This is a genomic window from Bradymonas sediminis (assembly GCF_003258315.1).
GTDB lineage: Bacteria > Myxococcota_A > Bradymonadia > Bradymonadales > Bradymonadaceae > Bradymonas > Bradymonas sediminis.
This window is the reverse complement of sequence record NZ_CP030032.1, coordinates 807,207-831,330: the sequence shown is the minus strand read 5'-3', so window position 1 is coordinate 831,330 and position 24,124 is coordinate 807,207. Positions and strand designations below refer to the sequence as shown.

At 62.0% G+C, this 24,124-nt stretch carries 16 protein-coding genes; 8 read left to right on the top strand and 8 right to left on the bottom strand.

What is annotated here, in order from left to right; genetic code table 11:
* Positions 1-6 precede the first annotated feature (6 nt).
* From DN745_RS03130 to DN745_RS03115, 4 genes are all read right to left on the bottom strand, one after another.
* Positions 7-1,467 carry a hypothetical protein gene (locus DN745_RS03130; RefSeq protein WP_111332088.1) on the bottom strand — a complete coding sequence of 487 codons (1,461 nt, stop codon included), beginning with the start codon at positions 1,465-1,467 and terminating at the stop codon, positions 7-9.
* A 117-nt stretch (positions 1,468-1,584) separates the two neighbouring features.
* Positions 1,585-3,087 carry a hypothetical protein gene (locus tag DN745_RS03125; protein ID WP_133621733.1) on the bottom strand — a complete coding sequence of 501 codons (1,503 nt, stop codon included), beginning with the start codon at positions 3,085-3,087 and terminating at the stop codon, positions 1,585-1,587.
* A gap of 24 nt (positions 3,088-3,111) precedes the next feature.
* Positions 3,112-4,587: a hypothetical protein gene (locus tag DN745_RS03120; RefSeq protein ID WP_111332084.1), complete on the bottom strand. Its 1,476-nt coding sequence runs from the start codon at positions 4,585-4,587 to the stop codon at positions 3,112-3,114.
* 51 nt (positions 4,588-4,638) lie between these two features.
* Positions 4,639-6,096, bottom strand: a complete 1,458-nt coding sequence (locus tag DN745_RS03115; RefSeq protein WP_133621732.1) for a hypothetical protein — start codon at positions 6,094-6,096, stop codon at positions 4,639-4,641.
* A 312-nt stretch (positions 6,097-6,408) separates the two neighbouring features.
* Between DN745_RS03115 and DN745_RS03110 the strand changes: the two genes are divergently transcribed.
* From DN745_RS03110 to DN745_RS03090, 5 genes are all read left to right on the top strand, one after another.
* On the top strand, positions 6,409-6,843 hold the full coding sequence (locus DN745_RS03110; protein WP_111332080.1) for a cyclic nucleotide-binding domain-containing protein: 435 nt from the start codon (positions 6,409-6,411) through the stop codon (positions 6,841-6,843).
* A gap of 55 nt (positions 6,844-6,898) precedes the next feature.
* Positions 6,899-8,587, top strand: coding sequence for a DUF4350 domain-containing protein (locus DN745_RS03105; protein ID WP_111332078.1), 1,689 nt, complete (start codon positions 6,899-6,901; stop codon positions 8,585-8,587).
* Between the two features lie 50 nt (positions 8,588-8,637).
* A complete protein-coding gene (locus tag DN745_RS03100; RefSeq protein WP_111332076.1) occupies positions 8,638-9,372 on the top strand; it encodes a hypothetical protein in 735 nt (244 codons plus the stop codon).
* Between the two features lie 75 nt (positions 9,373-9,447).
* The gene (locus DN745_RS03095; protein WP_133621731.1) at positions 9,448-10,350 is read left to right on the top strand and encodes a matrixin family metalloprotease; all 903 of its coding nucleotides are present in this window, start codon (positions 9,448-9,450) and stop codon (positions 10,348-10,350) included.
* A 117-nt stretch (positions 10,351-10,467) separates the two neighbouring features.
* The gene (locus DN745_RS03090; protein ID WP_162687419.1) at positions 10,468-10,926 is read left to right on the top strand and encodes an eCIS core domain-containing protein; all 459 of its coding nucleotides are present in this window, start codon (positions 10,468-10,470) and stop codon (positions 10,924-10,926) included.
* 11 nt (positions 10,927-10,937) lie between these two features.
* Here DN745_RS03090 and DN745_RS03085 read toward each other — a convergent pair whose 3' ends face one another.
* A complete protein-coding gene (locus DN745_RS03085) occupies positions 10,938-15,695 on the bottom strand; it encodes a tetratricopeptide repeat protein (protein ID WP_133621730.1) in 4,758 nt (1,585 codons plus the stop codon).
* A gap of 250 nt (positions 15,696-15,945) precedes the next feature.
* Here DN745_RS03085 and DN745_RS03080 point away from each other — a divergent pair, with 250 nt between their 5' ends.
* Positions 15,946-17,625, top strand: a complete 1,680-nt coding sequence (locus DN745_RS03080) for a HEAT repeat domain-containing protein (RefSeq protein WP_111332068.1) — start codon at positions 15,946-15,948, stop codon at positions 17,623-17,625.
* A 97-nt stretch (positions 17,626-17,722) separates the two neighbouring features.
* On the opposite strand, the gene DN745_RS03075 is transcribed toward DN745_RS03080, so the two are convergent.
* Genes DN745_RS03075 through DN745_RS03065 form a run of 3 tightly spaced genes read right to left on the bottom strand, consistent with a single transcriptional unit; the run spans position 17,723 to position 21,116 of the window.
* The gene (locus DN745_RS03075; RefSeq protein WP_111332066.1) at positions 17,723-18,967 is read right to left on the bottom strand and encodes a flotillin family protein; all 1,245 of its coding nucleotides are present in this window, start codon (positions 18,965-18,967) and stop codon (positions 17,723-17,725) included.
* A gap of 51 nt (positions 18,968-19,018) precedes the next feature.
* Complete coding sequence (locus DN745_RS03070; RefSeq protein WP_111332064.1) at positions 19,019-20,401, bottom strand: flotillin family protein; 1,383 nt, start codon at positions 20,399-20,401, stop codon at positions 19,019-19,021.
* 37 nt (positions 20,402-20,438) lie between these two features.
* Positions 20,439-21,116 (bottom strand): hypothetical protein, encoded by a 678-nt coding sequence (locus tag DN745_RS03065; protein ID WP_111332062.1) that lies wholly within the window; start codon positions 21,114-21,116, stop codon positions 20,439-20,441.
* Positions 21,117-21,693: 577 nt separating this feature from the next.
* Here DN745_RS03065 and DN745_RS03060 point away from each other — a divergent pair.
* Together DN745_RS03060 and DN745_RS03055 are read left to right on the top strand one after the other, a co-directional pair.
* Entirely contained in the window at positions 21,694-22,005 is a 312-nt protein-coding gene (locus DN745_RS03060) for a hypothetical protein (protein WP_111332060.1), read from the top strand.
* Between the two features lie 209 nt (positions 22,006-22,214).
* Complete coding sequence (locus tag DN745_RS03055) at positions 22,215-23,930, top strand: ribonuclease J (protein ID WP_111332058.1); 1,716 nt, start codon at positions 22,215-22,217, stop codon at positions 23,928-23,930.
* The last annotated feature ends 194 nt before the right edge of the window (positions 23,931-24,124 follow it).

Genomic DNA, 24,124 nt, shown 5'->3' with positions numbered 1-24,124 from the left:
TTCAACTCACTCGGCGGGCGGCGAAACCTTGACAAAACGCCCGTTCAGCGAGGTCGACTCGACCGATGTCAGCTCGCCAACCGGCCCATTCTGATACACAGCGAAATAATAGTCTCCGCCGAGCGCCACGAGTCCAGGCCCTCCCGGAAGTTGCGCCGCAGCGACGGAGTCGATTTCGACGACCTGTTCCGGCTCACCAAGCTTTAGGCCGGTGGCGTGCTGGCGAAATGATTGAATATTTAGAGAACGCTGCTCCACTACAGCGGTGTCGTCCACTTGAAACCAGGCGACCGCCCCACGCCCGGCGATGGAGCTAAGGGCGGGGTAGAAGCTCACCGATGTCGACGCGCCGAGCGTGATGCTCTCGGAGGATTCCGCGGCATTGAGCAGGTTCGTCTCAAACTCAGTGGCCTGGTAGGCAAGAAAAACACTGTCTTCGCCGCGGATATCCTTGGAGAAGACCGGCCCCATTCCGCGCGATGGGTCCGCTGGAAGTCGCCGGGTTTCTTCGGGCTGCAGCTGTTGTGGGGCAAAGGATGAGTACACCAAAAAGTCCTCGTTGGTGGACGACAAAAACTCAAATGCAGCGATCCAAACACGGCCTGAGGCGTCGAGCGTGAGGCTCGGCTTGTATTGGGTGGAGTCGGGCCCCGCAGGCACCACGCTCGCCTGATCTTTGACGATTCCGTTGGTGCTGAGCTTTTGGAAGACAATATGTGTACTATCTTGGCCAACCACATCCTTGACCGCGGTTATGATCGCTTCGCCGGTGGGCGGGGCGATAATATCTGCGTCATAAAAATGAATATCGGTGGTGCCTGAGCCCAGAGCATCGATGGGCTCAGTGCTGCCAGGCAGGTGGAATTTCACGAAGGATTCTTGCTGCGCATACCACCTGGACTCTGCCAAATTGTAGGCGCGATACGCCACTCGACTGTGAGCGGTACTGCCCGCGCTCAGCTCGGTATTCCAGACGATATGCACGGTCTCACCCTGAATATCGATCGACGGAGCCGGAGAGTTCACCGGGATCGGCGCGGTGTTCACTTTGATGGTGACCGTGTCGACCCTGCCGGTCTCAACGGTCCCGCAAGCGACGCGCGACGCGATAATATTGTATTGGTTTGCGGCATTCGGGTCCGCTTGCGTGAAGACGACCCAGATCGCGTTGCCGTCAAACGCAACACGCGGTTGATACCGCTGCCCCATACCGGTCGGATCGATGTCGATGTCACGGTTCAGCTCGACACAGTCCGCAAAGGCGCTGCGCTCCTCGGTGATATCGGGCGTGGGCCCAGCGTCGTCGCCGGCAGCGTCGAGCTCGGAGTTATCACCCGGATCGTCGAAGGAATTCCCGGCGGCGTCTAGCAGCGCGCAGCTCGACAAGAGCATCGCCAGGGCGATGACCGGCAACCGAAATAGGTCGGTAGCGCCGGTGAGGTCTAGCGCAAATATTTGTCGCATCATACTGTAGTCACCGCTTAAAATGAAATCTTCGAGGCAGGCAGGCTCCCCCGTCGTTGCGTCGTGAGCCGCTTATTCTATGGCCGCAAGCCCCCCTGATGTAAAGGCATACTCAAGCAATTAGTCCAACTGAACCAAATACCCCCTAACCTCCGTTGAAGACGCTGTGGGGCCATCCTGCACGGCGACGAAATATGTATCGCCGCCAACCCAGACAATCTCGGGACGCCCGGGGAGTTGGGGAACCGCCGGCCCGTCTACCGTCGCGATGGTCTTATGGGCGCCCATATCGATGCGATTTTGGCTGTCATGAAATGATTGAATATTAACTTGCCTCCCCAGAGAAGACGCGTCCTCCCGGCTAAACCAAGCCACCGCGCCGCGAGCGCCCATGGAAGTGACCGATGGATTAGAATTAGTCGTATCTTCCGCGCCAAACTCAGTGGAGGTCCCATGCCGGGTCGCATTATAGAGTCGCGTCCGATACGTATTGGATTGCTCGACGAAAAACACGTGCTCCTCATTAAAAATGCCCCGGGCGAATCGCGGCCCCCCTCTTCGAATCGACAAGGTATCTACGGTAGCTGGCTGCCCCGTGGGTTCAAAATTGCTGCGCTCAAATGAGGCATAGCCAACTCGGTATTGCGAACTGCCCAATGCCTTCGGCTCCAACCACGCCAGCCAGACCGGTCCGGTGGCGCCGGCGGCGATACTGGGCCGAGTTCGCAGGGCCGAAGCATCGGTATTCACCTCGACTGCGTCTTCGACAATTTCCCCATCCCCCTCGACTTGTTGCAATACGATTGTGTTAAACCCCGCGACCGCCGTAATGATGGCCTCTTCGCCGGGAAGAGCGACAATTTCTGGATAGCCAAAATGGGTCAGCGCGGCTCCCTCGAGCCGAAAGTCAACGAACGTCTCGGCGTCCATCAACGACGAGCCGTCGATATGGAGGCGCCGATACGCCACCTGCCCCTGGTTCATCACGACGTCGTCGGCATTGCTCCAAACAACATGAACAGTGGTGCCTGCAATGTCGATCGATGGAGAAGGAAAGTCGGCCGTAAGAACATCCTGGTTAAGCGGGTACGATGCTCTTTTCAGCTCACCGTCCTCGCAGGTGATACGCGTCGCGATAATATCGAATTCGGTATCACCTGCTGGGCTCCGCTGTTGGGTGTACACCGCCCAGATTGCAGTGCCGTCGAAAGCGACGCGGGGTTGGTATTGCGGCTTCAAGCCGGCAAGGTTGAGAGCAAATCCAGACGCGTCCCGCAGGCAATCATCGAAAGGCCCACCCAGCGTCGCGCCATCCTCGCCGTCAAGGACGTCCGCAGGCTCGACGTCGGCGTCAGCGGCGACGTCGGCCCTGCCAATATCGAAGTCAGAAATATCGGCGGCGTCGCCCGTGTCATCAGAAGGGCCACTCGCGGCGTCCCATAGGGCGCAGCTGGAGCAAAGAAACGCCAGCGCAACAACCGGAGCTCGGAGACGGAAGATGGCGCGCGGGAGATGGTGCGTAGGTCGTGGCGATATCATGCGGAAGTATTCGGGAATAAGGAGTACGTCGACGCAGATGGTTGAACCGCGCAGACGTGAAATCAGTAAATTCGATGACAGCAAAAATATGCGATGATGATGCGACGCTTAGTCGGCGTCCGCCTGCGCCGGCAGCTTAACGAAGCGACCTTTAAGCGCTGTGGAGCTCGTCGTCCCACCGTCCTGGGCCACGACGAAATAATAGTGCCCGCCGATCGAAATGATCTCGGGCCCTCCGGGCAATTTTTTGGTTAAAGGCGCGTCGACGCGCGCGATTGCCTGGGCCACCCCCATGGTAGTCACGCTCCCCGAGTCGCGAAAAGTCTGCACCATCAGCTGGCGCTGTTGGTCCGGGTCGGTATTGGTACGGCTGAACCAGGCGACCGCGCCGCCACGGCCATGTGAGGCGAGCGACGGGAAGATATTATTCGCATCATCGGATCCAAAAGCGCTGACATCCCCGGCGCGATTGGCGCTGTAGAGGCGGCCTGCCAATGCATCGGTTTGTTGGACAAAATACACCGACTCGTCCTCCAGTACTCCATTGACGTGTCTGGGCCCGACCTGGATGGACGCCCGGCTATTGGAGGTCATCGGCTGCTCTGTCGCGCCAAGGGTGCTGCGGTCGAAGGCGCTGCTCTTTATCAGATATCCGCTTAAACCATCGGTCGCGGCTTCCAGCCACGCCGCCCATATCGGGCCGCTGGCGGAGGCCGCGACGCTGGGCCGAAGTTGAATCGCGTTGCTGGTCGACGGCACCGCCACGGCCTGGCCGCGAGCTTCGCCCAGGTGGCTAACTTTCTGCAAGACGACCCTCATCTCGCCAATATTATCGTCGGACACCGCCGCGATGAGGGCCTCGCCCTCTGAGAGGCCAACGATATCGGCAGTGTAGAAGTCATGGAAAGCACCAGCGCCTCCCCCTGGCACGACAAAGTCGACATAGACCTCGGCATCCATCTTCGGCTCGCCATCGACCCCAAAGCTACGATAGGCCACCTTGGAGCGGTCGGCCGCCCCGGTGTCCACATCACTATGCCACACCATATGAACCGTTCCGCCGACGATATCAATGGAGGGCACGGGATCCACTTCGAGAATCGGCAAGGTGCTGACCTGCCAGGTCTCGGCAAGGAACCCGGAGTCACAGGTAATACGAGTCGCGAAAATCTCGAGTGCGGTCGCATCCAACGCGCTACCGCGTGCGTAGACCACCCAGATCGCGTGGCCGTCGAAAGCCACGCGGGGGTGAAATTGGGGCTTGGGAGCGCCCACCTCGAGAGGGTAGACAGCCTCCGTACTCAAGCAGCTCTTAAACGCGTGGGGCTCCTCCGCTGTATCCGCGCCGACATCGTCGGTGGCGTCAGCCTCGACAACTTCGGGCTCATCGGCGTCGCGGCTATCTGCGTCGGCGGCGAGGGTGTCGAACTGAGCAACATCGCTCGCATCTGCCGGATCATCATCGGAGCCATTCGCGGCGTCCCACAGGGCACAGCCGGGGAACAAGATCAGCGCGGCGACCAGGCATAGTTGACCGAGCAGCGCTTGGCGGGTGGGGCGATTCGCCCGATGGGAGGAGTTCATCTTTGTTGTCTCTGCTGGGTGCTCACTAAATCGTCGACGAAGGATGGGCGCTCAGTCAACCCGGGCCTTGACGAAGCGCCCTCTGACTTTCGATTTGCGGGCATCACTGCCTTCGTGCCACAGCACAAAATAGTCGTCCTGGCCCAGATGAACGATGTCCGGGCCACCGCGATGCTCACCGTTGATTACATCGGTTCTCAGGACAGCGACCTCAACCGGCGCCCCAACTTGAATATGGGCACCGTCGGGCCGAAAGGGTTGAAGTAAAAGCACTTTTTCGTCGAGCTCCTCCGAGCGAATATCTCGCACGAACCAGGCCACGGCGCCGCCGCCGCCCCAGGAAACCACCGCGGGGTAGTCATTGGTCACGGCCTCCTGGCCGAGCAGCAGGTAGTCGGTGTCCGTCGCCGCGTTAAGCAACGCGATGCGATGGGACCCGTATTCGTCCGTGACCGATGCCAAATACACAGACTCGGCGTGCGGAATTTGCCTGGAGATGCGAGCTCTTCGGTCCTTGGGTGATGATATCTGCAAAAGCTCGACCGCGCTCGGCGCCTCGGGGGCGTCGATATCGAAGCTACGATACGCGGTATAATTAGGTCCGTAGCTGTCCTGACCATAGCTTAAGCTTTGCCAGGAGACCCAGACATGGTCGCTGGGATCAACGCTGATCGCCGGGCGCGTCTGGAAGGAGTCCGACGCTAAATCGACGGGCACCGCCGGCCCCACCGACTCGCCGAGATCATCGAGGCGCTGAAAAAACACGCGCCGCTCGGCCATATCAAACGTTGAGCCCACGACCAGCGCCCCTCCCTGATTTAGCGCCACGATATCGGACTCGGTAACACTGTCGGACACCCGCGCGTTGGGGGTGCTGCCGTTAAAGTTGACCAGCCTTTCGGCCGGCATCAACGCGTCGCCGCCGACGCTCAGGGTGCGAAAATAAATCTGGTGCGCGGGAGAGGACCAGGCAGATTTCGAGTTCCACGCCAGATAAACCGTGTCGCGTTTAACGTCGATCGACGGTGTCGGACTCTCGACGTGGATGGGATTTTCGTTGACCGCAAAGGGTGCGACGAGGACCTCGCCTGCGCACGAGATTCGGGTCGCGATAATGTCGCGCGCCTGCTCGATGGACCCCTCGGGAGACTGCGCGGAGGTTCGAACATAGACCACCCAGATGCCTGCGCCGTCAAAGGCGGCTCGTGCTTGGAATTGAGGCGTGACCCTACCCCGATCCACCTCGAGAACCCCCAGGCCGTCGCCCACCTGACAGTCCGATGCCTGCGCTACGTCCTCCGCCTGGGAGGCATCAGCGATGTCGATGTCGATGCCGTCGGCGCCGGTGTCCAATGACACGGCGTCCGGCGCGTCGTCGCCCCCGTCGGAGGAAGGGTTTGCGGCGTCCCAGAGCGCGCAACTCGTCACCAAGCAGAGACTCGTGATGAGCGTTGCGGTCATCATGCGCGTCATCACGAGGGGCTGTGTGCGCGGAGTTGAAGTCGACATATCAATGAATCCGGGGGTCCCAAAAGTCGATGAATATTCTCGCAGACGCGAAGCGATGCGCCCGGAGACACTCTCAATGAGTGCAAGCACTAGAAGATCCTCAATAAGAAAACAAGCAAATTGAAATGCGCAAAACTTTCGCGATCGCGCCCGAGGCCGGCCAGGCGCGCCGCGCGCCAGAATCTTTGGCGGGTTCGACTCGGAAGAAACTAGAAACCGGCCTGCAATTACCCTACAGTGTCGCGAGCCAAGCGCGCGAGCCCCCTGACGCGCGTCCGACCGCATAAATTTAACCGCCGAAGAAGAGCCATTATGAGCGCAATTATCGACCAAGCCGTCCGCAAATCGCCGCTATTTAAGGACCTCAATGAGCAATGGAAGAAGCGCCTGATGCGCGCCGCGTCGGTTCAGCCTTATGAGGTGGGTGAGGTGATCATTGAGGAGGGCGCGCAGGTCAACTCGCTCTATATCGTGCTCAGCGGCGAGGTGCGGGTCTGGTCGCGCATCGGCGAGCGCGTGGTGGAGTTGGAGACGCTGGGGTCCGGGGCGTATCTGGGCGAGGTGTCGTTGCTCAGCGGCAAGAAAGCCACCGCCAGCGTCGAGGCGCTCAGCGAGAACGTCGGCGTCCTGGCGATTGGTCGAGACATCCTATTGGAGTTGCTCGCCGAAAATAGTGATATCCGCCGTGTGCTCGAAGACACCACGATGCAGCGCGCCAAAGACACGATCGGCAAAGTCCTGAGCTAATCAGAGCATCGCCCACGGCTCCTCCTCATCTTTAATGCACCCTAAGAAACATATCATGAATTACCGTCTTCGACGCCTCTCGCGCGGCCTGTTGATCGTCCTCTTGGGGCTAAGCCTCGTTGGCTGTGGCATCTTCGATGAGGAGAGCTACGCGCCGCCGGAGGGCGATGGGCCGTGGATTTTGGTCGACCTCTACCACACGCGCCTGCAGAATCATGAGGACTATCGCCTGGGCAAATGGGACTATAATTACCAGGGGGTGTACGGCTTTTACCGGGCTTTTGAGCACCTGATCGACCACGGGTATAAGGTGCGCTCGATTCGCGATATGCCGCTGTCGGCGGAGCGGCTCAAGGGGTTTGATATTCTCTTTATCAACCTGGTGGACTCGAAGCGGCCGAATTTTAGCCAGCAGGAGTACGCGGCGATTCAGCAATGGGTGCGCGAGGGCGGCGGGCTTTTCGTCATCGGCGACCACACCAACGTCTATCGCAGCTCGGAGCGCATCAACCCGCTGCTGGCGCCGATGGGCATGGAGATGGGGTATCATACCACGGTCGACGAGCCGCCGGAGTACGCGGTCAACGGCAAGGCCTGGCTGATGCTGTGGGATTTTGACCCGCATTTTGTCACCCGCGGGGTCGACATGATCAGCCCGCAGACCGGCGGGCCGATTCTTGGCGAGCACGGGGTGGCCTGGACCAGCAAACAGAGCTACGGGGATTATTGGGACGAAACGGATACCGGCGGGTTTTATGGCAATTGGCGCTTCGACGGCGACGAGTCGATTGAGCCACGCGGCCCGCTGGCGATGGTGTCGGCGGCCGATTACGGCGACGGGCGCGTGGTGGTGGTCGGCGACCAGAATATCTTCGGGGACGCGTGGCTGTATTTCGCCGACAACTTCGACCTGATGATGAATAGCTTTCAATGGCTGGCCGGGCGGGACGGCGAAGCGCCGCTGCGCGCGGCTCGCCCGAGCGGGTATAATATCGGGCTGGATATGTCGCGCAATGAGTTCAACCTGGGCGGGGGCAAGGCTGAAGACTTCTATCCGTTCTACGTCAACTTCAACCGCGACCATCTGGTGACCGCGCGCGCACGCCTCGGGGTCGACACCGACGATGAAGCGCTGTTTATCATGAACCCGACCATGGCCTATGACGCCGCGGCGATCCGGCGGATTCGCAGCTTTTTTAAGCAGGGAAAGACGGTGGTGCTGAGCTTCGAGGCGGACGCGATTTCCCCGGCGACCATCGCGCTTTTGGCGGAGCTTGCGCCGGACTTCTCGCTGCGGGTGGGCGACGAAGACCTGGAATTTGTGACGACGCCTGAAGGCGAACTGACCGACCTGGACATCGCGAAGATTGCGGGGAGCCACCCCATCGAATCCGAGGTGCTCGAGGTCAAGGGGCTTAAGCTGTCGATGATGCGCCGGCCCGCGCAGAACCCGAGCGGGGATTTGCCTCCGTACCTTTTGGATATATCTTCCACCTGGGGCTCATCTTTCGTGAGCGCGATGGCGAGCACATCCGGTGCTCCTGAATCAAACGGCATCAAGCGCGTCGAAATTGCGCGGCGAAAAAAGATCGACAACGGTGAGTTGGTGGTCTTTCTCCAGGATGGATTCTTCCGCAACCGCACGCTCGGCCACAGCGAAGTCACGCCGCCGACGGAGCAAAACCGGGACGCTATTGAATTTCAGTACCGATTGATCGACTATTTGAAGATGCAACGACGGTGAGACAGCGGTTTGGTAGCCCACATTAAAGCCTAACGATGAGATCGACTCCCATGGATATATTCGCGCAGAAATTACTCGCCTCCAAACGCCGCTCCACCCCCAGTCGCCTGCGCGCCCTGCTGCTGATGATGGCGGCGGTGTTGGTGAGCTTTGCGGGCGCCGCGAGCGTGTCGGCGGCGACGGTGATGCGCCTGGATATGCAGAGTCTGGTGGCCAACTCCGACCAGATCGTGGAGGGCGAAGTGACCGAGGTGCAGGCGCGGGTCGAGGATGGCCGGGTCTTCACCTATACCACGGTGCGGGTGGCCGACGCGTTTAAGGGAGCCGAAGCCGGCGAAGTCGTGACGATCCGCCAGATTGGCGGGCGCACGCCGGACCTGGCCACGCGCGTGGCGGGCAGCCCGCATTTTCAGTCCGGCGAGCGAGTGATCGTCTTCTTGGAGAAGCCCAAAGCCGACGCCCTGCCGGTCATCACCGGCATGGCCCAGGGGAAATTTCATATCGCGCTGGGGCCGGATAACCTCACGCCCTATGTGGTGCCCTACCTCGGCGACCTCGCCCTGGCCGCGCCGGTGCTGCCGCAGATTCAACCCAAGGCGCAGGACGACGCCTCCGCGCAGGCCCAGGGCCAAGAACTCAAGGAAGTCGAGGCCCAGCAGCGCGCGAAGGTCTCCCAGAACCCGCAGCGTTTTGAGCGCGCCGAGCCCGCGGATATCTACCGGCGCGTGAGCGCGCTGAGCGAGTTTAAGCAGGAGATTCGCCGGGTCGTGGACGAGCAGAAATAACCAAAGCGCGCGCTCTCGCATCGGCGCGCTGGCCCAGGCCAAATCGATGCGCAGAACTCACACCGGGGGGAATGAGTGAAGCAAATATTTGGGGGGATGGTCTTTGCCGCGGCCGCGGCGCTGGTGCTCTTTCATACCAGCGACGCCCAGGCGTTTCGCCACACGATGACGTGTAATCTGGAGGGATCGGAGCATCGCTGCGCCGAGGACCAGACACCCAAGCCGCTGCGATGGAGCGCGCGTTGTGTGCTCTATCACATTAACGAAGATGCGCTGGAGAGCGTGGCGGGCGGGTCCAATGACGAAGCCGCGCTGGCCGAAGTTCGCCGGGCGGTGGCGCTCTCCTTTCAGGCATGGACCGACGTCGAGTGCAGCGACATGACGCTGGTCGACGGCGGCCTAACCACCCAAAAAGACTCGACATTTCGCGCCGGCGACTCCCGCAACACCAACCTTGTGATGTGGCGCGATAAGGACTGGGACGAACTGGCAACCGCCAAGGCATTCGCCCTGACCAGCGTCACCTATAACCCGCGAAACGGGATCATCGCCGACGCCGATATCCAGGTTAATACCGAGCTCTATAATTATTCGGCGGGCAATATCCCGCGGGCCAACCACGTCGACCTGCGCAATACGCTGACCCACGAGGTGGGGCATTTTATCGGCCTGGACCACTCGGACCTCCGAAACGCCACGATGTATAGCACCGCGCCGGTCGGCGAGACGAGCAAGCGCGCGCTGCACCCCGACGATATCAACGGGCTGTGCGCGACCTACCCGCTGCGCGCAGAAGAGCCGCCGCAATGCCTGCGCGCCAGTGAGTTCCCCAGCGAGGCGGACCTCGGGCTGCGCCGCTCCGGGTGCAACACCGGCGCCGGCGAGCAGGAGCCGCCGACCGGGGCCATCCTGATCGTGTTGGGGCTTATTTTGTTGGTGATGCGCAACGGTCGGCAAGTTCTGGGCGCTGCGCCGTGACCCGGGAGTCAGGTTCGGCTACACTCCGGGCAAAGGCCCAATAATTTTTGGGCGCTGATGCGCGGAACGGACCTAAATCAGAGGCGAAACTCAGCCTCACCGGGTAGAAAAATGAGCATGTTAAAGCGACGACTGTATAGCGATGAGCGAGACCATGTGCTGGCCGCGCTCCAGGCCAGCGAGATCGCGCCGCCGGAGCTGTGCCAGAAGGCCGTGGACCGCTGCGTGTTATTGCGGCGCACGCCGATGGTCGGCGAGATTCGGGGGCTGGGCGGAGGCGTGGCGTACGCGGCGCTGAAGACGCGCGCCAGCGCGATCACGCTGGGGTCCAAGGTCTATATTCGCCGCGAATTCTTCGGCGATGACGGTGAAATCCCGCTGAACCTCGTCGCCCACGAAGTCGCCCACGTGGTTCAATTCTCGCGCGATGGGATGCTCAAATTTTTGTATAAATATTTGCGCGACTATATGGCGGGGCTGCTGCGCGGGCTCGGCGACAGCGCCGCGTACCGCGCGATTCCCTACGAGGTCGAGGCGCGCCGGGTCGCCGACGCGTTGCGCATGAGCCCGGCCTGAGCCCGGCCGGCTCATCCGTCGTCGGCGGCGCCGGCAACGCCGACTTCGCGCTCGCGCGCCACGCCGACGCGGTGGCGGATATGCGCCGCGATATCGCTGAATAAGAAACTCCAGGGCTGCTGGAGCATGCCATGCTCGCTGCCGAGGTATTTGGTGTGGGGCAAAAAGCGCGCCGGGTCGTCGAGCAACACGCAAGCTGCGCGCTCGAGGGTAAGCTCGACCAACCGAAACTCCGGCTCGACGCCCTGCACGCTCAGGCGCGCGGCGATGTCGAGCGCGTGGACCGCCAGCTCCGGCGTCGCGGCCTCTTTGGCCCACTGCTGCACGGCGTCCAGGTCGATGGTCTCGGCGCCCACCGCCCCGCTGCCCCAGCCCGGCACATAAGAATCGACCACCCGTGACACCGCCAGAAACCGCGTGCGCAGGTCAAGATATTGCCATTTGCCGATCCCCAAACTCCACGCCGCCAATTGCTGCCCCAGATGCACCAAGAGCTGCGTGGGGTCCTTCGCCTCGCGCCAGCGCGCGTCGAGATAAAGGCGCGCGCCGTCATCTTCGACCAGCAGACTTCCGCCAGCAAGCGCGCGCCGGGTCGCATCGCTCGCGGCGTCGCTGACCCCCGAATATTCGCGCACCTCGCGCAATTCGAGCCCGAAGAGCCCCGGCCACGCGGTGGCCTTCTTGAGCGCGTCGGGCAGCGCGGGGTCGCGACGATCCAGTCGCGTCGACTCCGCGGGCGCCTCGGGCAGCGCGCCGGTTGCGGCGCAGGCCACGGCCAGCGCGGCCTCGCTATGGCGCAGGATTCCCACGAACGCGGGGGTCAGCGTCGCGGGGGTCAACTCCGCCACGATATCAACCGGCAGCGGCGTGTGGGGCCAGCGCCGCTGCTTTGACTCGACCTCATGATAGCGCTGCATCACGTCGTTGGTATACCCGAGCACGCCGGCGACCGCCGCCAGATTAAACGCCCGGTCGACGTGGCCAAGGCGCCGCGCGATGTCGAAATGCGGGGCAAAGGGCCGGCCGCTCATATTCAGAAACGCGTGGACCGCCAGCTTGTCGAAGAACGGCTCGACCTCGTCTTCGAAGCCGCCGGCGCGCATATACTCGGCGAAGGCGTCGACGTCTTCGCTGGACTCGGGATAGGCCTGGAGCAGCGCCTGATAGACCGACATGACCTCGGCGCGCGGGCGCTTAAGGCGCACCAGGCATTGGGCGCGCCGGCTCAGCGCCTCGCGCAAGACCGAGGTTTCGGGCGGAACATCTTCCTCTTCTTCGTGGGCGATGAGGCGCTCAAGGGCGCCCAGCGCGTCCTCGTTGGCGCCGCACTCCATCTGCAATCGCGCGATATCGAGCAGGATTCCGACGCGATCCGGGTCAATATCCAACGCCTCTTGGTAGGCGCCGATGGCCTGAGCCGGTTGCCCGGCGAGCTCGTGGAGGGCGGCGATTCCAAGCAAGAGCCGCTCGATCAAAATGGTGTGCTCGCTCAGGGCGACCGCGTCGCGGTACGCCCGAATCGCCTCGTCGTAGTCGCCGACTTCGTGGTGCAACTCGCCGATGATCCGCAGCACCCGAAGTTGCTGGCGGTCGAGGTCGAGCGAGCGGGCAAAATACCCCTTGGCCAGGCGGGTATTATTGGCCCGGTACAGGGCAATTTTGCCCATCTCATTGAGCAACGAGATGCGCTCCTGGTCGGGGATAAATAGGGAGAGGCGCTGCTCGAATAGCTCCAGCACCTCGGGGATATCACCGCGTTGAAGGAGCAAGTCTTTGAGCTTCTCGAACGCCTCGGGGTGGGCCGGGTCTTGCTGCAAGAGCGTGCGAAATTGCAGGCAGGCGGCGTCGAAGTCCCCCAGGTAGTTTTGCTGGACTTCGGAGGCCATCAGGCGGCTCTCAAAGCCGACGCGCTCGACGCGGGTGCGCCGGGCTTCGAGCTCACACCAACGCGCGACCTCAGCCCAGCGCCCCAGGCTCGGGCCGATGATCTTGGCCAACTTCAGCGCGGGCATAAAGTCGGGGAAGCGGGCCAGAATATGCTCGCAGATCTTGAGCGCTGAGGCCTGTTCGCCGCGCCACAAAAAGCTCATCGCCATCCACAAGAGGTGGGATTCACGGGCGATAAAATCCCGGCTTCGCCGCGCGTTGAGCGCCGCGATAAGCCCGAAGATCTCGGGGTCTGCGAGCCCGCGCGCGCCCTGCATCGCCCACAGCATTCGGCCTTCGTGCGCGGGCGCGATATCGATGCGGCCAAGCTGGGCCTTCACCGCCTCACGGGTCGGCGCTTCGCGCAGGGTATCGGGGTCCACAAAGAAGCGCTCGAAGACGTCAAGCAGTTCCACCGCGCGCGGCAACATCCACATGCGCTTGAGGACGCGAAGCGCGTCGTGGTTCAGGGAATCATCGGAGACGCTGGCGCAGAGCTTTATAAATTGCCAGAGGGGTAGGCCCGAGAAGCGCTGCTCCAAAATCTCGCGGGCGCGCTCGGAGACCTCGGCGCGCAACATCAACTCGACGGCCATCGCGTCGCTCTCGTGGACTGAAACGCCCGCGTCCAGGCGAGCCACGATCTCAACGAGCACGCCCTGCTCCATCTCCGCGTCGCTCAAAAACCCGTCGCAGCGCAGCAGACCCAAAAAGGCGTCGGTATTCGCAGGCGCGTGGCGCAGCGCGTCGCGAAATACCCGCGCCGCCTGAGCCGGGTCGCCCAGGTGGTATTCGAGCAACTCGGCGCGCTCCACCAACCATGCCCCGCGCTCATCGAGGTCGTGGGCCAGGTCGGCCAGGGTCTCCAGGAGGTCATGGGCGGCGGGGTATTCCTGGCGGGCCAGGCGCACGTCGAGCAGCTCGACCAACGTCGGCACATGCTCCGGCGCGCCGATCAACACCTGCTCCAAGAACTCCGCGCGCAGGCGCGAGTCCGAGATCGGCGAGAGGTGCCAGGCGTGCAATTGCGCGATGCGAAACGCCAACGCGCTCCACTCCTGGGGCTCCTCGACCTCGCCAAGTCGCTGCTCCAGGCGGTCGGCGAGCGCGCTCCAATCGCCGCGGGCAAAGAGTTCGGCTTCGTCGGCGCCGCGCGCGTCATCGGCCCGCTCGCCGTCGTCGCGCCGATGAAGTCGTCTCAGGGCAAGAAGCGCGGGCTCACAGGCCGGGTCGCTCGCCAGGGCTTCACCCAAATAGCGCTCGACAAGCGAGAGCTTCTCGGGCGGCAGCGGGTTTGCGCTCAGGAAAATGGTGCGCGCCAACTCGGTGGCGGCGAGGGCGGCGAGCTGATGGTTATGATAATCGCGGGCGAGGGTTCGCAGTGATTTGGCGCAGGTCTTGAGGTCGCCGCGCTGGCGGGAGCGGCGCACAAGACGGCGCAAATAGAGGCGGTTATCGGGCGCCAATGAAGCCGCGTCGTGGAGCACGCGGTACGCGGAGAGGCCGGCCAGCGGGCCAGCGGCGGCCTCGCGCGCCTGCTTGAAGCGGTAGAGCAGGGTCGACAGGCGAAAGAGCCTCGCGGCCGCCAGCGCTTTGAGGCGGGCCTGCCAGGCGCTTTGTCCGCTGCTCTCGTGGGTCCCGGCGCTGCTGCGTTGCTCGCGCTTTCCGACCTCGATATCCCCCATAACCAACTCATAGAGGGCCATCGCCTCGCCACGCGGGTCGCCGACCATCGCGGCGTGGCGCTGCATCATCAACAGCTGGGCGCGCGAGCGCGAGGCGAGGTTGGGCTGCCGATAGACCCGCTCAAAAAAGCCGGGGGCGTCGCGCATAAAATAGACGGCGGTGTCGGCCACGACCTGGCGCGGCTCCTCGCGCAGATAAGTCGCGGCCTGCTCCCAGATCTGCGCGGCGATGACGCGCGCGCCCTGCTGATGTGCTCGAATCCCGCGAAAGCCCAGACCGGCCAGGGTTTCGGGGGCGTAGAGCCAGGCGCGCATGCGGTCGGCGACGTCCTCCTCAAGCGCCCCGCCCAGCAGCCGCTCCAGGGCGATGCTTGCGCGCCGATGCCCGGCGCTCTTGGGGTCGTGCCGGTTGTCGCGTTGCTCGAGCTGCTCGACCATCTCGATAAAGTCGAGCCCCCCATCGCCCCAATATTGGACCACCAGGTCGACCAATGAGGCGCGCAATCCGCCCGGCAATTGAGTGGCGGCGCCGTGTAAGGCGTCAGCGATCGCGGCGGCCTCCGGGGCGTCGGCGCCGTAGAAGCGCAATAAGTTGGCGACCAAAAAGACGTAACTGGAGCGCAGCTGCAGGTCGCCCTCGACGCTAGTTTCTTCGCGGAGTTCTTCTAAAAACTGCGCCCACGGCGCGGCGACGGGGACACGCCCGCCGTGGGCGCCCAGGCCGACAAGAATGCGGGTTGGCCGGCCGTTTTCGGCGGGCGCGTCGGGGTCTGGCTCGATGCGCAGGTCAACGAGGTCGAAGGGGTCGACCGCGTCGCGCGGGGTCTGTTCGCGGTCATAGTCCTGGGGGCGAAAACGCGGGAAGGCATCCTCGAATTCGACGGTGCGCCGGAACTCCGCGTTGATGTCCAGGGCGAAGGGCTGGTCCAGGCCGCCCAGGTTCTCGAGCAGGCCGCGGTCGGCCTCGGCAAAATCATCCCAGCCGCCCGGCGCGATGCCGCGCTTCAGCGTGCGGGTGACCCGACTGAGCGTCTCATCTTCGCGATGCACCGACGGCAACTGGTCTCGAAGTTGCGCGGGGCTCCCCTGGCCCGGTTGGGAAGTGCGACTGCGGTCGGAGGCTGGCTGATTGGTACCATCTCCGGAGCTATGCGACATGAAAGGGTCCTGCGCTAAATTTCGAGTGATGAACACATTTGTTTTAACCCTGCCAAGACCGGCGGCGCAAGTATAGGGCCGCAAAATCTGGGGTGCGCGACAAAAAAGGACGCGCCGAAAAGAAATCCTCGAGGACCGGCCTCCTCGGGGCCATGGCGGTGCCTATTTTGAGAGATAAGCCTACCGACTCAAATGGGGCGTGCATCCGCCCAATCGAGCTTATTTCGATTCCCCTGGATACGAGATTATTGTGACCACTGAGCGTCAGCAAATAATTCGTCTTCTGCGCCAATTAACCGACGCCGATGAGGCGCGCGCCGCCCAGGCACACGAGACCCTCGTGGGGCTGGGAGAGCGGGCGCTCGGGGTGGTCTCAGCCGGGCTGACCAAGCTTGAGCCCCGGGCGCATCCGGCCCTGATTCGGGTGCTGGCAGAGATCGGCGGGTCGAAGGCGCTGGTGCGCCTGATGCGCTTTGTATTTGATGCCCGAGACGACCTGGAGGTGGGGACCACGCGCGGGTTTGCGATGCAGGCGATCATCGAGGTCGCCGGGCCCGAGGACGACGCGCGGCTCTTCGAGTTCTTGCGAGATATGCGCCACGATCCCGATGAACTGGTGCGCACCTACGTCGCGGAGTGCTTCGCGACGCTGCGCGACCCGCGGGTGTTTGAGCATCTGCGCGAGGCGCTCACGGACCCGAGCCTGTATGTGCGAGAGAGCGCGCGAAAGGCGTTTAGCGCGGCCCAGATACGCCAGGAAATACACCCGCTGGAGTTGGAGGCGCGCGATTTTTTCCATGGGTTGACCTGTGGGCCCGAGGAGCGGCGCGGACTCTTTGAGCGCTGGCTGCCGGAGCATCGCGAGGCGTTCGCCCTGGCCAGCGCGCTGGTGCGCCGCGACGACGCCCAGAGCACGCTGGGCATCCAGACGCTGCATGCGCTGGGGAACCCGGCGGCCCGCGGGGTGGCGCTGCGCCACTTTAAGCTGACCAGTTCGGACGCCGACCGCGCGGCGAGCCTGCGGCTGATGGCTGACTTCTTGAACGCCGACGCGCGCCCCGAAGAGGTTCGCTGCATCGAGCAGGGATTGGGCCACGGCGACGGGTTTGTGCAACTGGCGGCGCTGGAGGCGGCGGGGCGCTCCGGCCATGAGCCCCTGCTCTACCACGCGTTGAAGTCCACGCGCGCCGACAACACCATCGTTACGGCGACCGCGGCCACCGCGTTGCACGCGATCGCGCAGCACCTGCCGGGGTGGATGAGCCGCGAGGTGCTCAAGAGCGTGCAGCTTATCCGGCGGCGCCGGGCCTACGAGCCGAATTCGAATCTGCTGCAGGCCGAGGCGGCGCTGCTTCGCACCTTCGGCGAGTTCTACTCGCCTCAATCCCCCGACGCCCCGCTCGCCCAGCATATCGCGCTGGATTCGCTGCGCGATTCCCACCAGTTTCTGCCCATCGCCGAGGGCTGCTTGCACGCGCTGGAGCGCCTCACCCCGAGCGGGGGCTATCCAGCCAACAGCCGGTGGCATCCGGGCGATGCCAGCGCGCTGGTTCCGCTGCTCGACCACCCCAACGCCTCGATTCAGCGGCGCGCCCTCGAGGTGATTCGACGCGCGGCCCCGGGCGACACGCCCAACCTTTGTCACGAGTTCGAGCGCCTGCTCTACGCCGATTCGGACACATTCTCCTCGCTGCTTATCTCGGCGATTATCGAGACGAACTCCACCGCCGCGCTCCTAAGCCTGACGCGCTGGGTGGACTCACAAGCCCCGGACACTCAGCAGAGTCTACGCGCCCTGCTGCAGCGAAAACACGCCAACCGCCGCCCTCCCCTGCCGGCGCCCATCGACCTCGACAACGAGTTCGACCTGGAGGGGGACTTTGATTTTGACCTCGAGCGGGACCGGTCGCCGAGCGCGTTTAAGAACTGAGGCGCGGGAGCCAAGAAAATGAAAAACCCCGGCGCGCCATCGCGGCGCGCCGGGGTTTTTCACTGCGCGGGGACCAGGCCCCGCGCAGCCGGTTTACTCAGGAGTCTTTGGTGTTCATCGCCGACAATCCCTGCAACATGCGCGGCACGTCCAGGCCGAGCGTCTGCTTGATCTGCTCGGAGCTGCTGGCGGCCTTCATCGGCAGCGAGCCCTCGCGGTCGATCTTATTAAGCCGCGAGTCGATGACCGTAATTTTGTCAATTTCGATCGCTTTGATGGTCGACATCATAGACTCCATGATGAAGTCGAATTGCTGAAGCTTGAAGATCGGTCGGGCCGAGTCTCCGGCGTCGCGCCAGGTATTGACCAGGGCCTGGAGCGCCTCGACGTCGGCCTTACCATCCTCGATGATCTTTGCGGCGTTACCTTTGGCCTCGGCCTCCAGCTGCGCCTTGCGGGCCTTGGCGGGCTGAATGACGTCGGCGGCGAGCTGGCGCTTAACCTGCTCGAGACGCGCGCGCTGCACGTCGACGTTGGCCTGCGCTTTGGCGACGGCGGCGCCGATGCGCGAGCGCTCCTCGGCGATCATCGCGGAGCCGCGGGTCGTCGCGTCCAGGACGCGCCGGTCGGACTCAGCCTTCGAGATCTCCTTTCGCGCCTCGATCTTGGCGTGGGCCTTTTTCAACTGGTTGGAGGCGTCGCGGATGGCGGCTTCGGAGCGGTTCTCGGCCTCGGCCACGCGGCTATTCATGATCAGGACGGCGGATTGTTTACGACCGATCGAGTCGAGATAGCCCTTGTCGTCGGTGACGTTTTGAATCTTAAGCGTGTCGAGGACCAGGCCCAATTTGGACAGGTCATGCTCGGCCTCTTCGGACAACTCCGACGCGAAGGACTGGCGGTCGAAGTTGACCTGCTCGGGGGTCAGTCGGGCGAGGACGCCGCGCAGGTTCCCCTCGAGGGTCTCACGAGCGATCTGCATGACGCGCTCGCGGCTCATGCCCAAAAAGCGCTCGACGGCGTTGGCGATAAGCGGCTGGTGGCTGGCGATCTTGACGTTGGCCACGCCCTTAACGCTCAGCGGGATGCCGCCCTTGGAGTAGGCGTTGGTGACGTTGAGATCGATGACCATATTGGTCACGTCGAGGCGGTCAACGCGGTGAAAAAGCGGGATACGAAGCTTCTTTCCTGCGTGCAGGAATTGATAGCCCTTCTCGTTCTTGCTGCCGCTAAATACGAGCACTTCGTTCGGCTCGCAAATTTCGAGCAGATTCGAGGCGCCGATAACGACCGCGACCGCGAATAGACCAAAGATGACGACAGCGGCGAAAATGATTTCCATAATATTCCTCTATGTTGATAAGCGTGATTAAAACCGCTCACACCTATAAATTTAGGAGTTGTCAGACTCGGTCGTCGACGGGGTAATGCTGCCGGCGTCGAGACTACGCGCTTTGCGCCCGGTCTCGGTGCCCAGACGTTTTCGAGGCGACGTTTGGGCCCGCGGGACCAACTCGACCTCGCGGTGGTCGCCGGTCAGGGCGCCGCCGATATCCAGGCCGACGGTGTCGCGCATCTCATCGAAGAGATTGCCGACGATCCGCGGGAAGGAGCTGACATAATTGGGAAGCGCGGTGCCGTCGCCGCTGTCGATGAGGGCGACCTCGCGCACGGTGACCTGATTGGCGGCCTCGGCCACCTGCTTCATGATCGACTCGAGGCGGTGGATGATGAAGACGTCCATCGCGTCGGGGCCGGCTTCTTTCCAGACATTGCTCATCATGCTCAGGACCATGGCCATGGCGCGGCCCTTCTCGGCGATCTCGGCGGCCTCACCGGCGGCGATGACCTCGCGGGCGACCTTCTCGGCCTCGGCGGGGATCACGACGTCAGCCTGCAGGCGGAACTTCTCCAGCTCGGTACGCACCTGCTGGAGCTCTTGCTCGGCCTCAGCGCGGGCGGTCAGGGCGCCGGCTTCAGCGCGCTCCTCGGCACTTTTTGCGAGTTGTTCGAGCTGGGCCTGGTATTCGCGCAATTCGTTTTGCATCTTCTGGATCTGGGCCTGCGCGTTGCGCCGGGCGACCTCGCCCTGCCCTTGAGCCTGCGCCTCGATCTCCTCGGCCGACTTCATGGCGTCGGACTCGGCGACCTCGGCGACCTTGATGATCTCGGCGATGCGCGTGCGCCCGATGGACTCAAGGTAGTCGCGGTCATCGGCGACGTTCTGGATTTTGAGCACGTCGAGGTGAAGGCCCAATTTCTCGAAGTCCGGCGTGGCTTCGTGGTGCAGCTCTTCGGCGAATTTGAGGCGGTTCTCGTTGATCTCCTCGGGAGTCATCGAGGCCAGAACGCCGCGCACATGCCCCTCGAGGGTTTCCTTGGCGACGCGCAGGATCTCCTGTTTGTCACTGCCGAGGAAACGCTCGATGGCGTTGCCGACCAGGCGCGGATTACTCGACACCTTGACGTTGGCGATGGCGTGCACGCTCAGCGGGATGCCGCCTTTTGAGTAGGCGTTATGAATGACGATATTGACCGACATCAGCGTCAGGTCGAGGCGGTCGACCTTCTCCAAGATTGGAATGCGATAGCGGCGCCCGCCGAACATCGCGTACCAACCCTGGCTGCCGCCGGTCTCGCTCCGATAGTTCCCACCGGAGAAGACGACGACTTCATTGGGCCGTCCCACGATGAGAAAAGCCTTCGCCAGCGCGAAGAACGCGATTCCCAGCGCGGCCAGGCCGAGCGCCGCAAAAATTACCAAAAAGAGTTCCATACTTTTTCCTCATCCGGGATAAAATAACCCGCTGGGTTCAGTCCCCACCGAGCTCAGCCTTGGACGCACCAAGCAGCGCCGACGGACGCACAACCTGGACCACGCCATCTTCGATTCCTAAAACGTAGCAATCTTCTCCAAAGTCGAACACAACATCATCATCTGCGGCGCGCGCGGGCATCTCGATGATTTGCCCTTTAATAGACATCCTGGCTTTGCCGGTGCGCCCGGCGCCTACCGGCAGCATAATCTTCGCCGGCAACCCTGCGTAATCGTTCGAGGTAACCCCCTGAGAGCCGGCGGAGGCGTTAAGCCGGTAGAGCACATAGGCCATACCAAGCCCGGCCCCGAGGCCGGTCGCCAGCGAGACGGCCAAGACAAGGGCCGAACTCTCCACCAAATTCAGGGCGGTGAATAGCACACCGGTGAGCCCAAAAAACGCCAATCCAAATGTGTAGAATTTAAAACTAACAAAGGGATTAAAACGCCGGCCAACAGACACTTCGATGTCGCCATCGTACCCGTGTTCGGCGTTGAAGTCTACGTGAGCCCCCGCGTCAGCATCGGCGTCGAGGTCGAAATCTGCGTCCATATCGACGTCCATATCGACGTCGAGATCCGCGTCGGCGTCAAAAAGCCCGCCGAAGACCGACAGCGCGACGAAGACACCGCCGAGCACCATGCAAAAGATATAGATTAAAAGCAGTGTCGACATCAGCGCACTCTCTTGGTTCTCGCCGAAAATCTCAAATGAGCAGACACACGCATCTGAGCGAGGGGGGTTGGCTCATATTTCCAAAATTCTCCACTGGTGTATATCAAGCGCCTGCTGAAACACAAGACGATTGGGAATTTCGGGGGCGGCCCGATTGATGTTCGGGCGAGCCATAACGCCGCCGGCGAGGGGCGCTGAGTGATGGGGACAACCTCGCGCTCCTTTTCGCCCCGAAAAGCGAAGTAGTTGCTCAATCGGCGCGGGCGTTCATCATTAATAAGTACGAATCTTGTGGCGCTGAGCCCAGAGAACACTTGAAATATCCCCCTATTTTGGTACATACTATAAGAGAGCCTTCGCGACATGCGCGACTATTTTGCGCGAAAGTATTTAAATTGTGGTAGCGCTTTCTTAGAAAGACGCCACAAAATGAGCGAAGAGCAAAACTATTTATTGGGACCATTTTCTGGGCATCAAAAGCATTTAGGTCTGCCCACTTATATCCGGCCATCCTTTTAATTGATTCGTGGCCATTCATTATTTTTAGATTCTCCAACGCGTTGAATTTGCAGAGCTTATGAACCTTGTCCACGCCAAAATGCTGCGCATTTTCTTTGCCGGGACCGTCTTCTGGATGGCCCTGGTATTGACGCCGCGCGCGTTCGTGGAAGAGTCCCAGCTCAGCGCGCAAAGCGACGAAATCCCGGTGCGCCTGCTTGACAGCGGCACCGACTGCATCTGGTGCGAGCCCAACCCGGCGATCGAACCCGTTCGATGCAGCGACGATACGAATACAGACAAGGCCATCTGGCTAAACCCGGATGAGCCCATCGAGGCACAACCCTCCGCTCCCTGCATCCAAAAAGATGGTGAGAACCCGAGCGCGTAATTGCCCGGATTGGCAAGCCACGCCCCTGTCAACGTGACCCTGGGCTGGCGCGTTATGCTCGAGTTCGTGGTGGGGTAATATTTACGAAATCCAACCTATGACCTTTTGGGGTCATTTGATCTCCGTGCCTTCATAAAAGAGGCATATTTATTCCCGGGCGCGCAATTTCTGCGGCCCGAAAGAAGTTAATTTCAAGCGATTATTAGAATATGACAAAATCAAAAAGTGAAAGCTCGACTCAAGTGCGAAAGCATTCGGTTCCTGCCCCCCCGAAGCATGATTACGTGCGTTTTATCCCGCTCGGCGGGCTCGACGAAGTCGGCATGAACTGCGCTCTTCTCGAGTGCAACGGCTCCATGATCATGATCGATTGCGGGCTGACGTTCCCCGAAGATGAATTCGGAATCGACATCATCCTGCCCGACTGGACCTATGTAATGGACAACCTGGACCGCCTTGACGCGGTCCTGATTACCCATGGTCACGAGGATCATATCGGGGCGCTGCCCTTCTTCCTGCAGCAAGTCGACGTGCCGATTTACTCGGGCCGACTGACCCTGGCGATGCTCAACGCGAAATTGCAGTCGCATAACCTGGGCGGCCAGGTTGAGCTGATCCCGATGGAAGCTGGCGAGAGCGTGGAGATCGGCTCCTTCGTGGTCGAGTTCGTCCACACCAACCACTCGGTGCCCAACGCGATGAGCCTGGCGCTGAAAACCCCGCTGGGCAATTTCATCTTCACCGGCGACTGGAAGATGGACCAGACCCCGATTTACGAGGAGCCCATGGATATGGGCCGCTTCGCTGCCCTGGGCAACGAAGGCGTGGTCGGCGTGTTTGGCGACAGCACCAACTCGGAGACCCCCGGCTTCTCCAATAGCGAACGCCAGGTATTCGACGGGCTCGACGACGTCATCGAGAACGCCCCGGGACGCGTGATCATTGCTCAGTTCTCGAGCAATATTTACCGGGTGCGCGGGATGCTCGACCTGGCCCAGAAGCACGGCCGCAAGGTCGCGCTCCTCGGCCGTAGCCTGACCCGTAACTTCAACCTCGCCTGCGAGGAAGAGTTTATGGAGGTCCCCGCCGACAACCTGATCATCAACACCCGTGAGATCGACAGCTATCCGCCGGAGAAACTGCTCATCATCTCCACGGGTAGCCAGGCCGAGCCGCGCGCGAGCCTGACCCGCATGGGCCTGGGCGACCACCGCTCAGTCACCATCAACAAAACCGACACCATCGTGCTGAGCGCGCGTCGAATCCCGGGCAATGAGCGCGGCATCTTCAATATGCTCAATAACCTGGCCAAACAGGGCGCGACGCTTATTACGGCGGCCAACGCACCGATCCACGCCACCGGGCATGCCAAGCAGGAAGAGCTCAAATTGATGCTCAACCTCACCCGCCCCGACGTCCTGATCCCGGTGCACGGCGAGTACCGCATGCGGATGCGTCACGCCGAACTCGGAAAATCGGTGGGCGTGCCGGATTGCCAGCTCGTCGAGAACGGCGACGTGCTCGAGTTCACCAAAAAAGGCGCCAAGGTCGTGGGCCGCGTGTTCACCGGACGCCTGCTGGTCGACGGCAAATATATGGGCGACGAGAAGGAGATGGTCATTCGTGACCGTGCCGACCTCGCCCAATCCGGCATCCTCGTGGCCGTGGCCACCATCGAGCGCCACTCCGGCGACATCAGCGGTCCCATCGAATTGATGCAGAAAGGCTTCCTGGGCGACAACGCCACCGAAGACCTGATGGACGAGGCCGCCGAGTTCACCCTGGAGGCCCTTGAGAACCTGTCGGTCAAAGTGCGCAAGGACTCCAATGAGGTGCGCGACGCCATTCGCACGGCGCTGCGACGCTTCTTCCGCAAACATCTCGACCGTAAACCGGTCGTTATTCCGGTGGTTCACGAAATCTGAGCCCCCAATAAGGCGCTCTTAAAAGCCGTCTGATACCATAAAAGCCCGGCGCTGGTCGCCGGGCTTTGTTGCGTCTGGCAGGCCGCCTTTTTTGAACCGGACGCCAGCGCACCGACAAATATGGCCACAGTATATGCGAATTTTTAGGATAGCTGTTATTCTAACAGCAGTTGAAATAACGCGACGGATGGTGC

Bases quoted from the DNA above. Each gene is read 5' to 3' on its own strand.
- DN745_RS03130 (WP_111332088.1), bottom strand. From the start codon at position 1,467: ATGATGCGACAAATATTTGCGCTAGACCTCACCGGCGCTACCGACCTA.
- DN745_RS03120 (WP_111332084.1), bottom strand. From the start codon at position 4,587: ATGAACTCCTCCCATCGGGCGAATCGCCCCACCCGCCAAGCGCTGCTC.
- DN745_RS03115 (WP_133621732.1), bottom strand. From the start codon at position 6,096: ATGTCGACTTCAACTCCGCGCACACAGCCCCTCGTGATGACGCGCATG.
- DN745_RS03110 (WP_111332080.1), top strand. From the start codon at position 6,409: ATGAGCGCAATTATCGACCAAGCCGTCCGCAAATCGCCGCTATTTAAG.
- DN745_RS03105 (WP_111332078.1), top strand. From the start codon at position 6,899: ATGAATTACCGTCTTCGACGCCTCTCGCGCGGCCTGTTGATCGTCCTC.
- DN745_RS03100 (WP_111332076.1), top strand. From the start codon at position 8,638: ATGGATATATTCGCGCAGAAATTACTCGCCTCCAAACGCCGCTCCACC.
- DN745_RS03090 (WP_162687419.1), top strand. From the start codon at position 10,468: ATGTTAAAGCGACGACTGTATAGCGATGAGCGAGACCATGTGCTGGCC.
- DN745_RS03085 (WP_133621730.1), bottom strand. From the start codon at position 15,695: ATGTCGCATAGCTCCGGAGATGGTACCAATCAGCCAGCCTCCGACCGC.
- DN745_RS03075 (WP_111332066.1), bottom strand. From the start codon at position 18,967: ATGGAAATCATTTTCGCCGCTGTCGTCATCTTTGGTCTATTCGCGGTC.
- DN745_RS03070 (WP_111332064.1), bottom strand. From the start codon at position 20,401: ATGGAACTCTTTTTGGTAATTTTTGCGGCGCTCGGCCTGGCCGCGCTG.
- DN745_RS03065 (WP_111332062.1), bottom strand. From the start codon at position 21,116: ATGTCGACACTGCTTTTAATCTATATCTTTTGCATGGTGCTCGGCGGT.
- DN745_RS03060 (WP_111332060.1), top strand. From the start codon at position 21,694: ATGAACCTTGTCCACGCCAAAATGCTGCGCATTTTCTTTGCCGGGACC.
- DN745_RS03055 (WP_111332058.1), top strand. From the start codon at position 22,215: ATGACAAAATCAAAAAGTGAAAGCTCGACTCAAGTGCGAAAGCATTCG.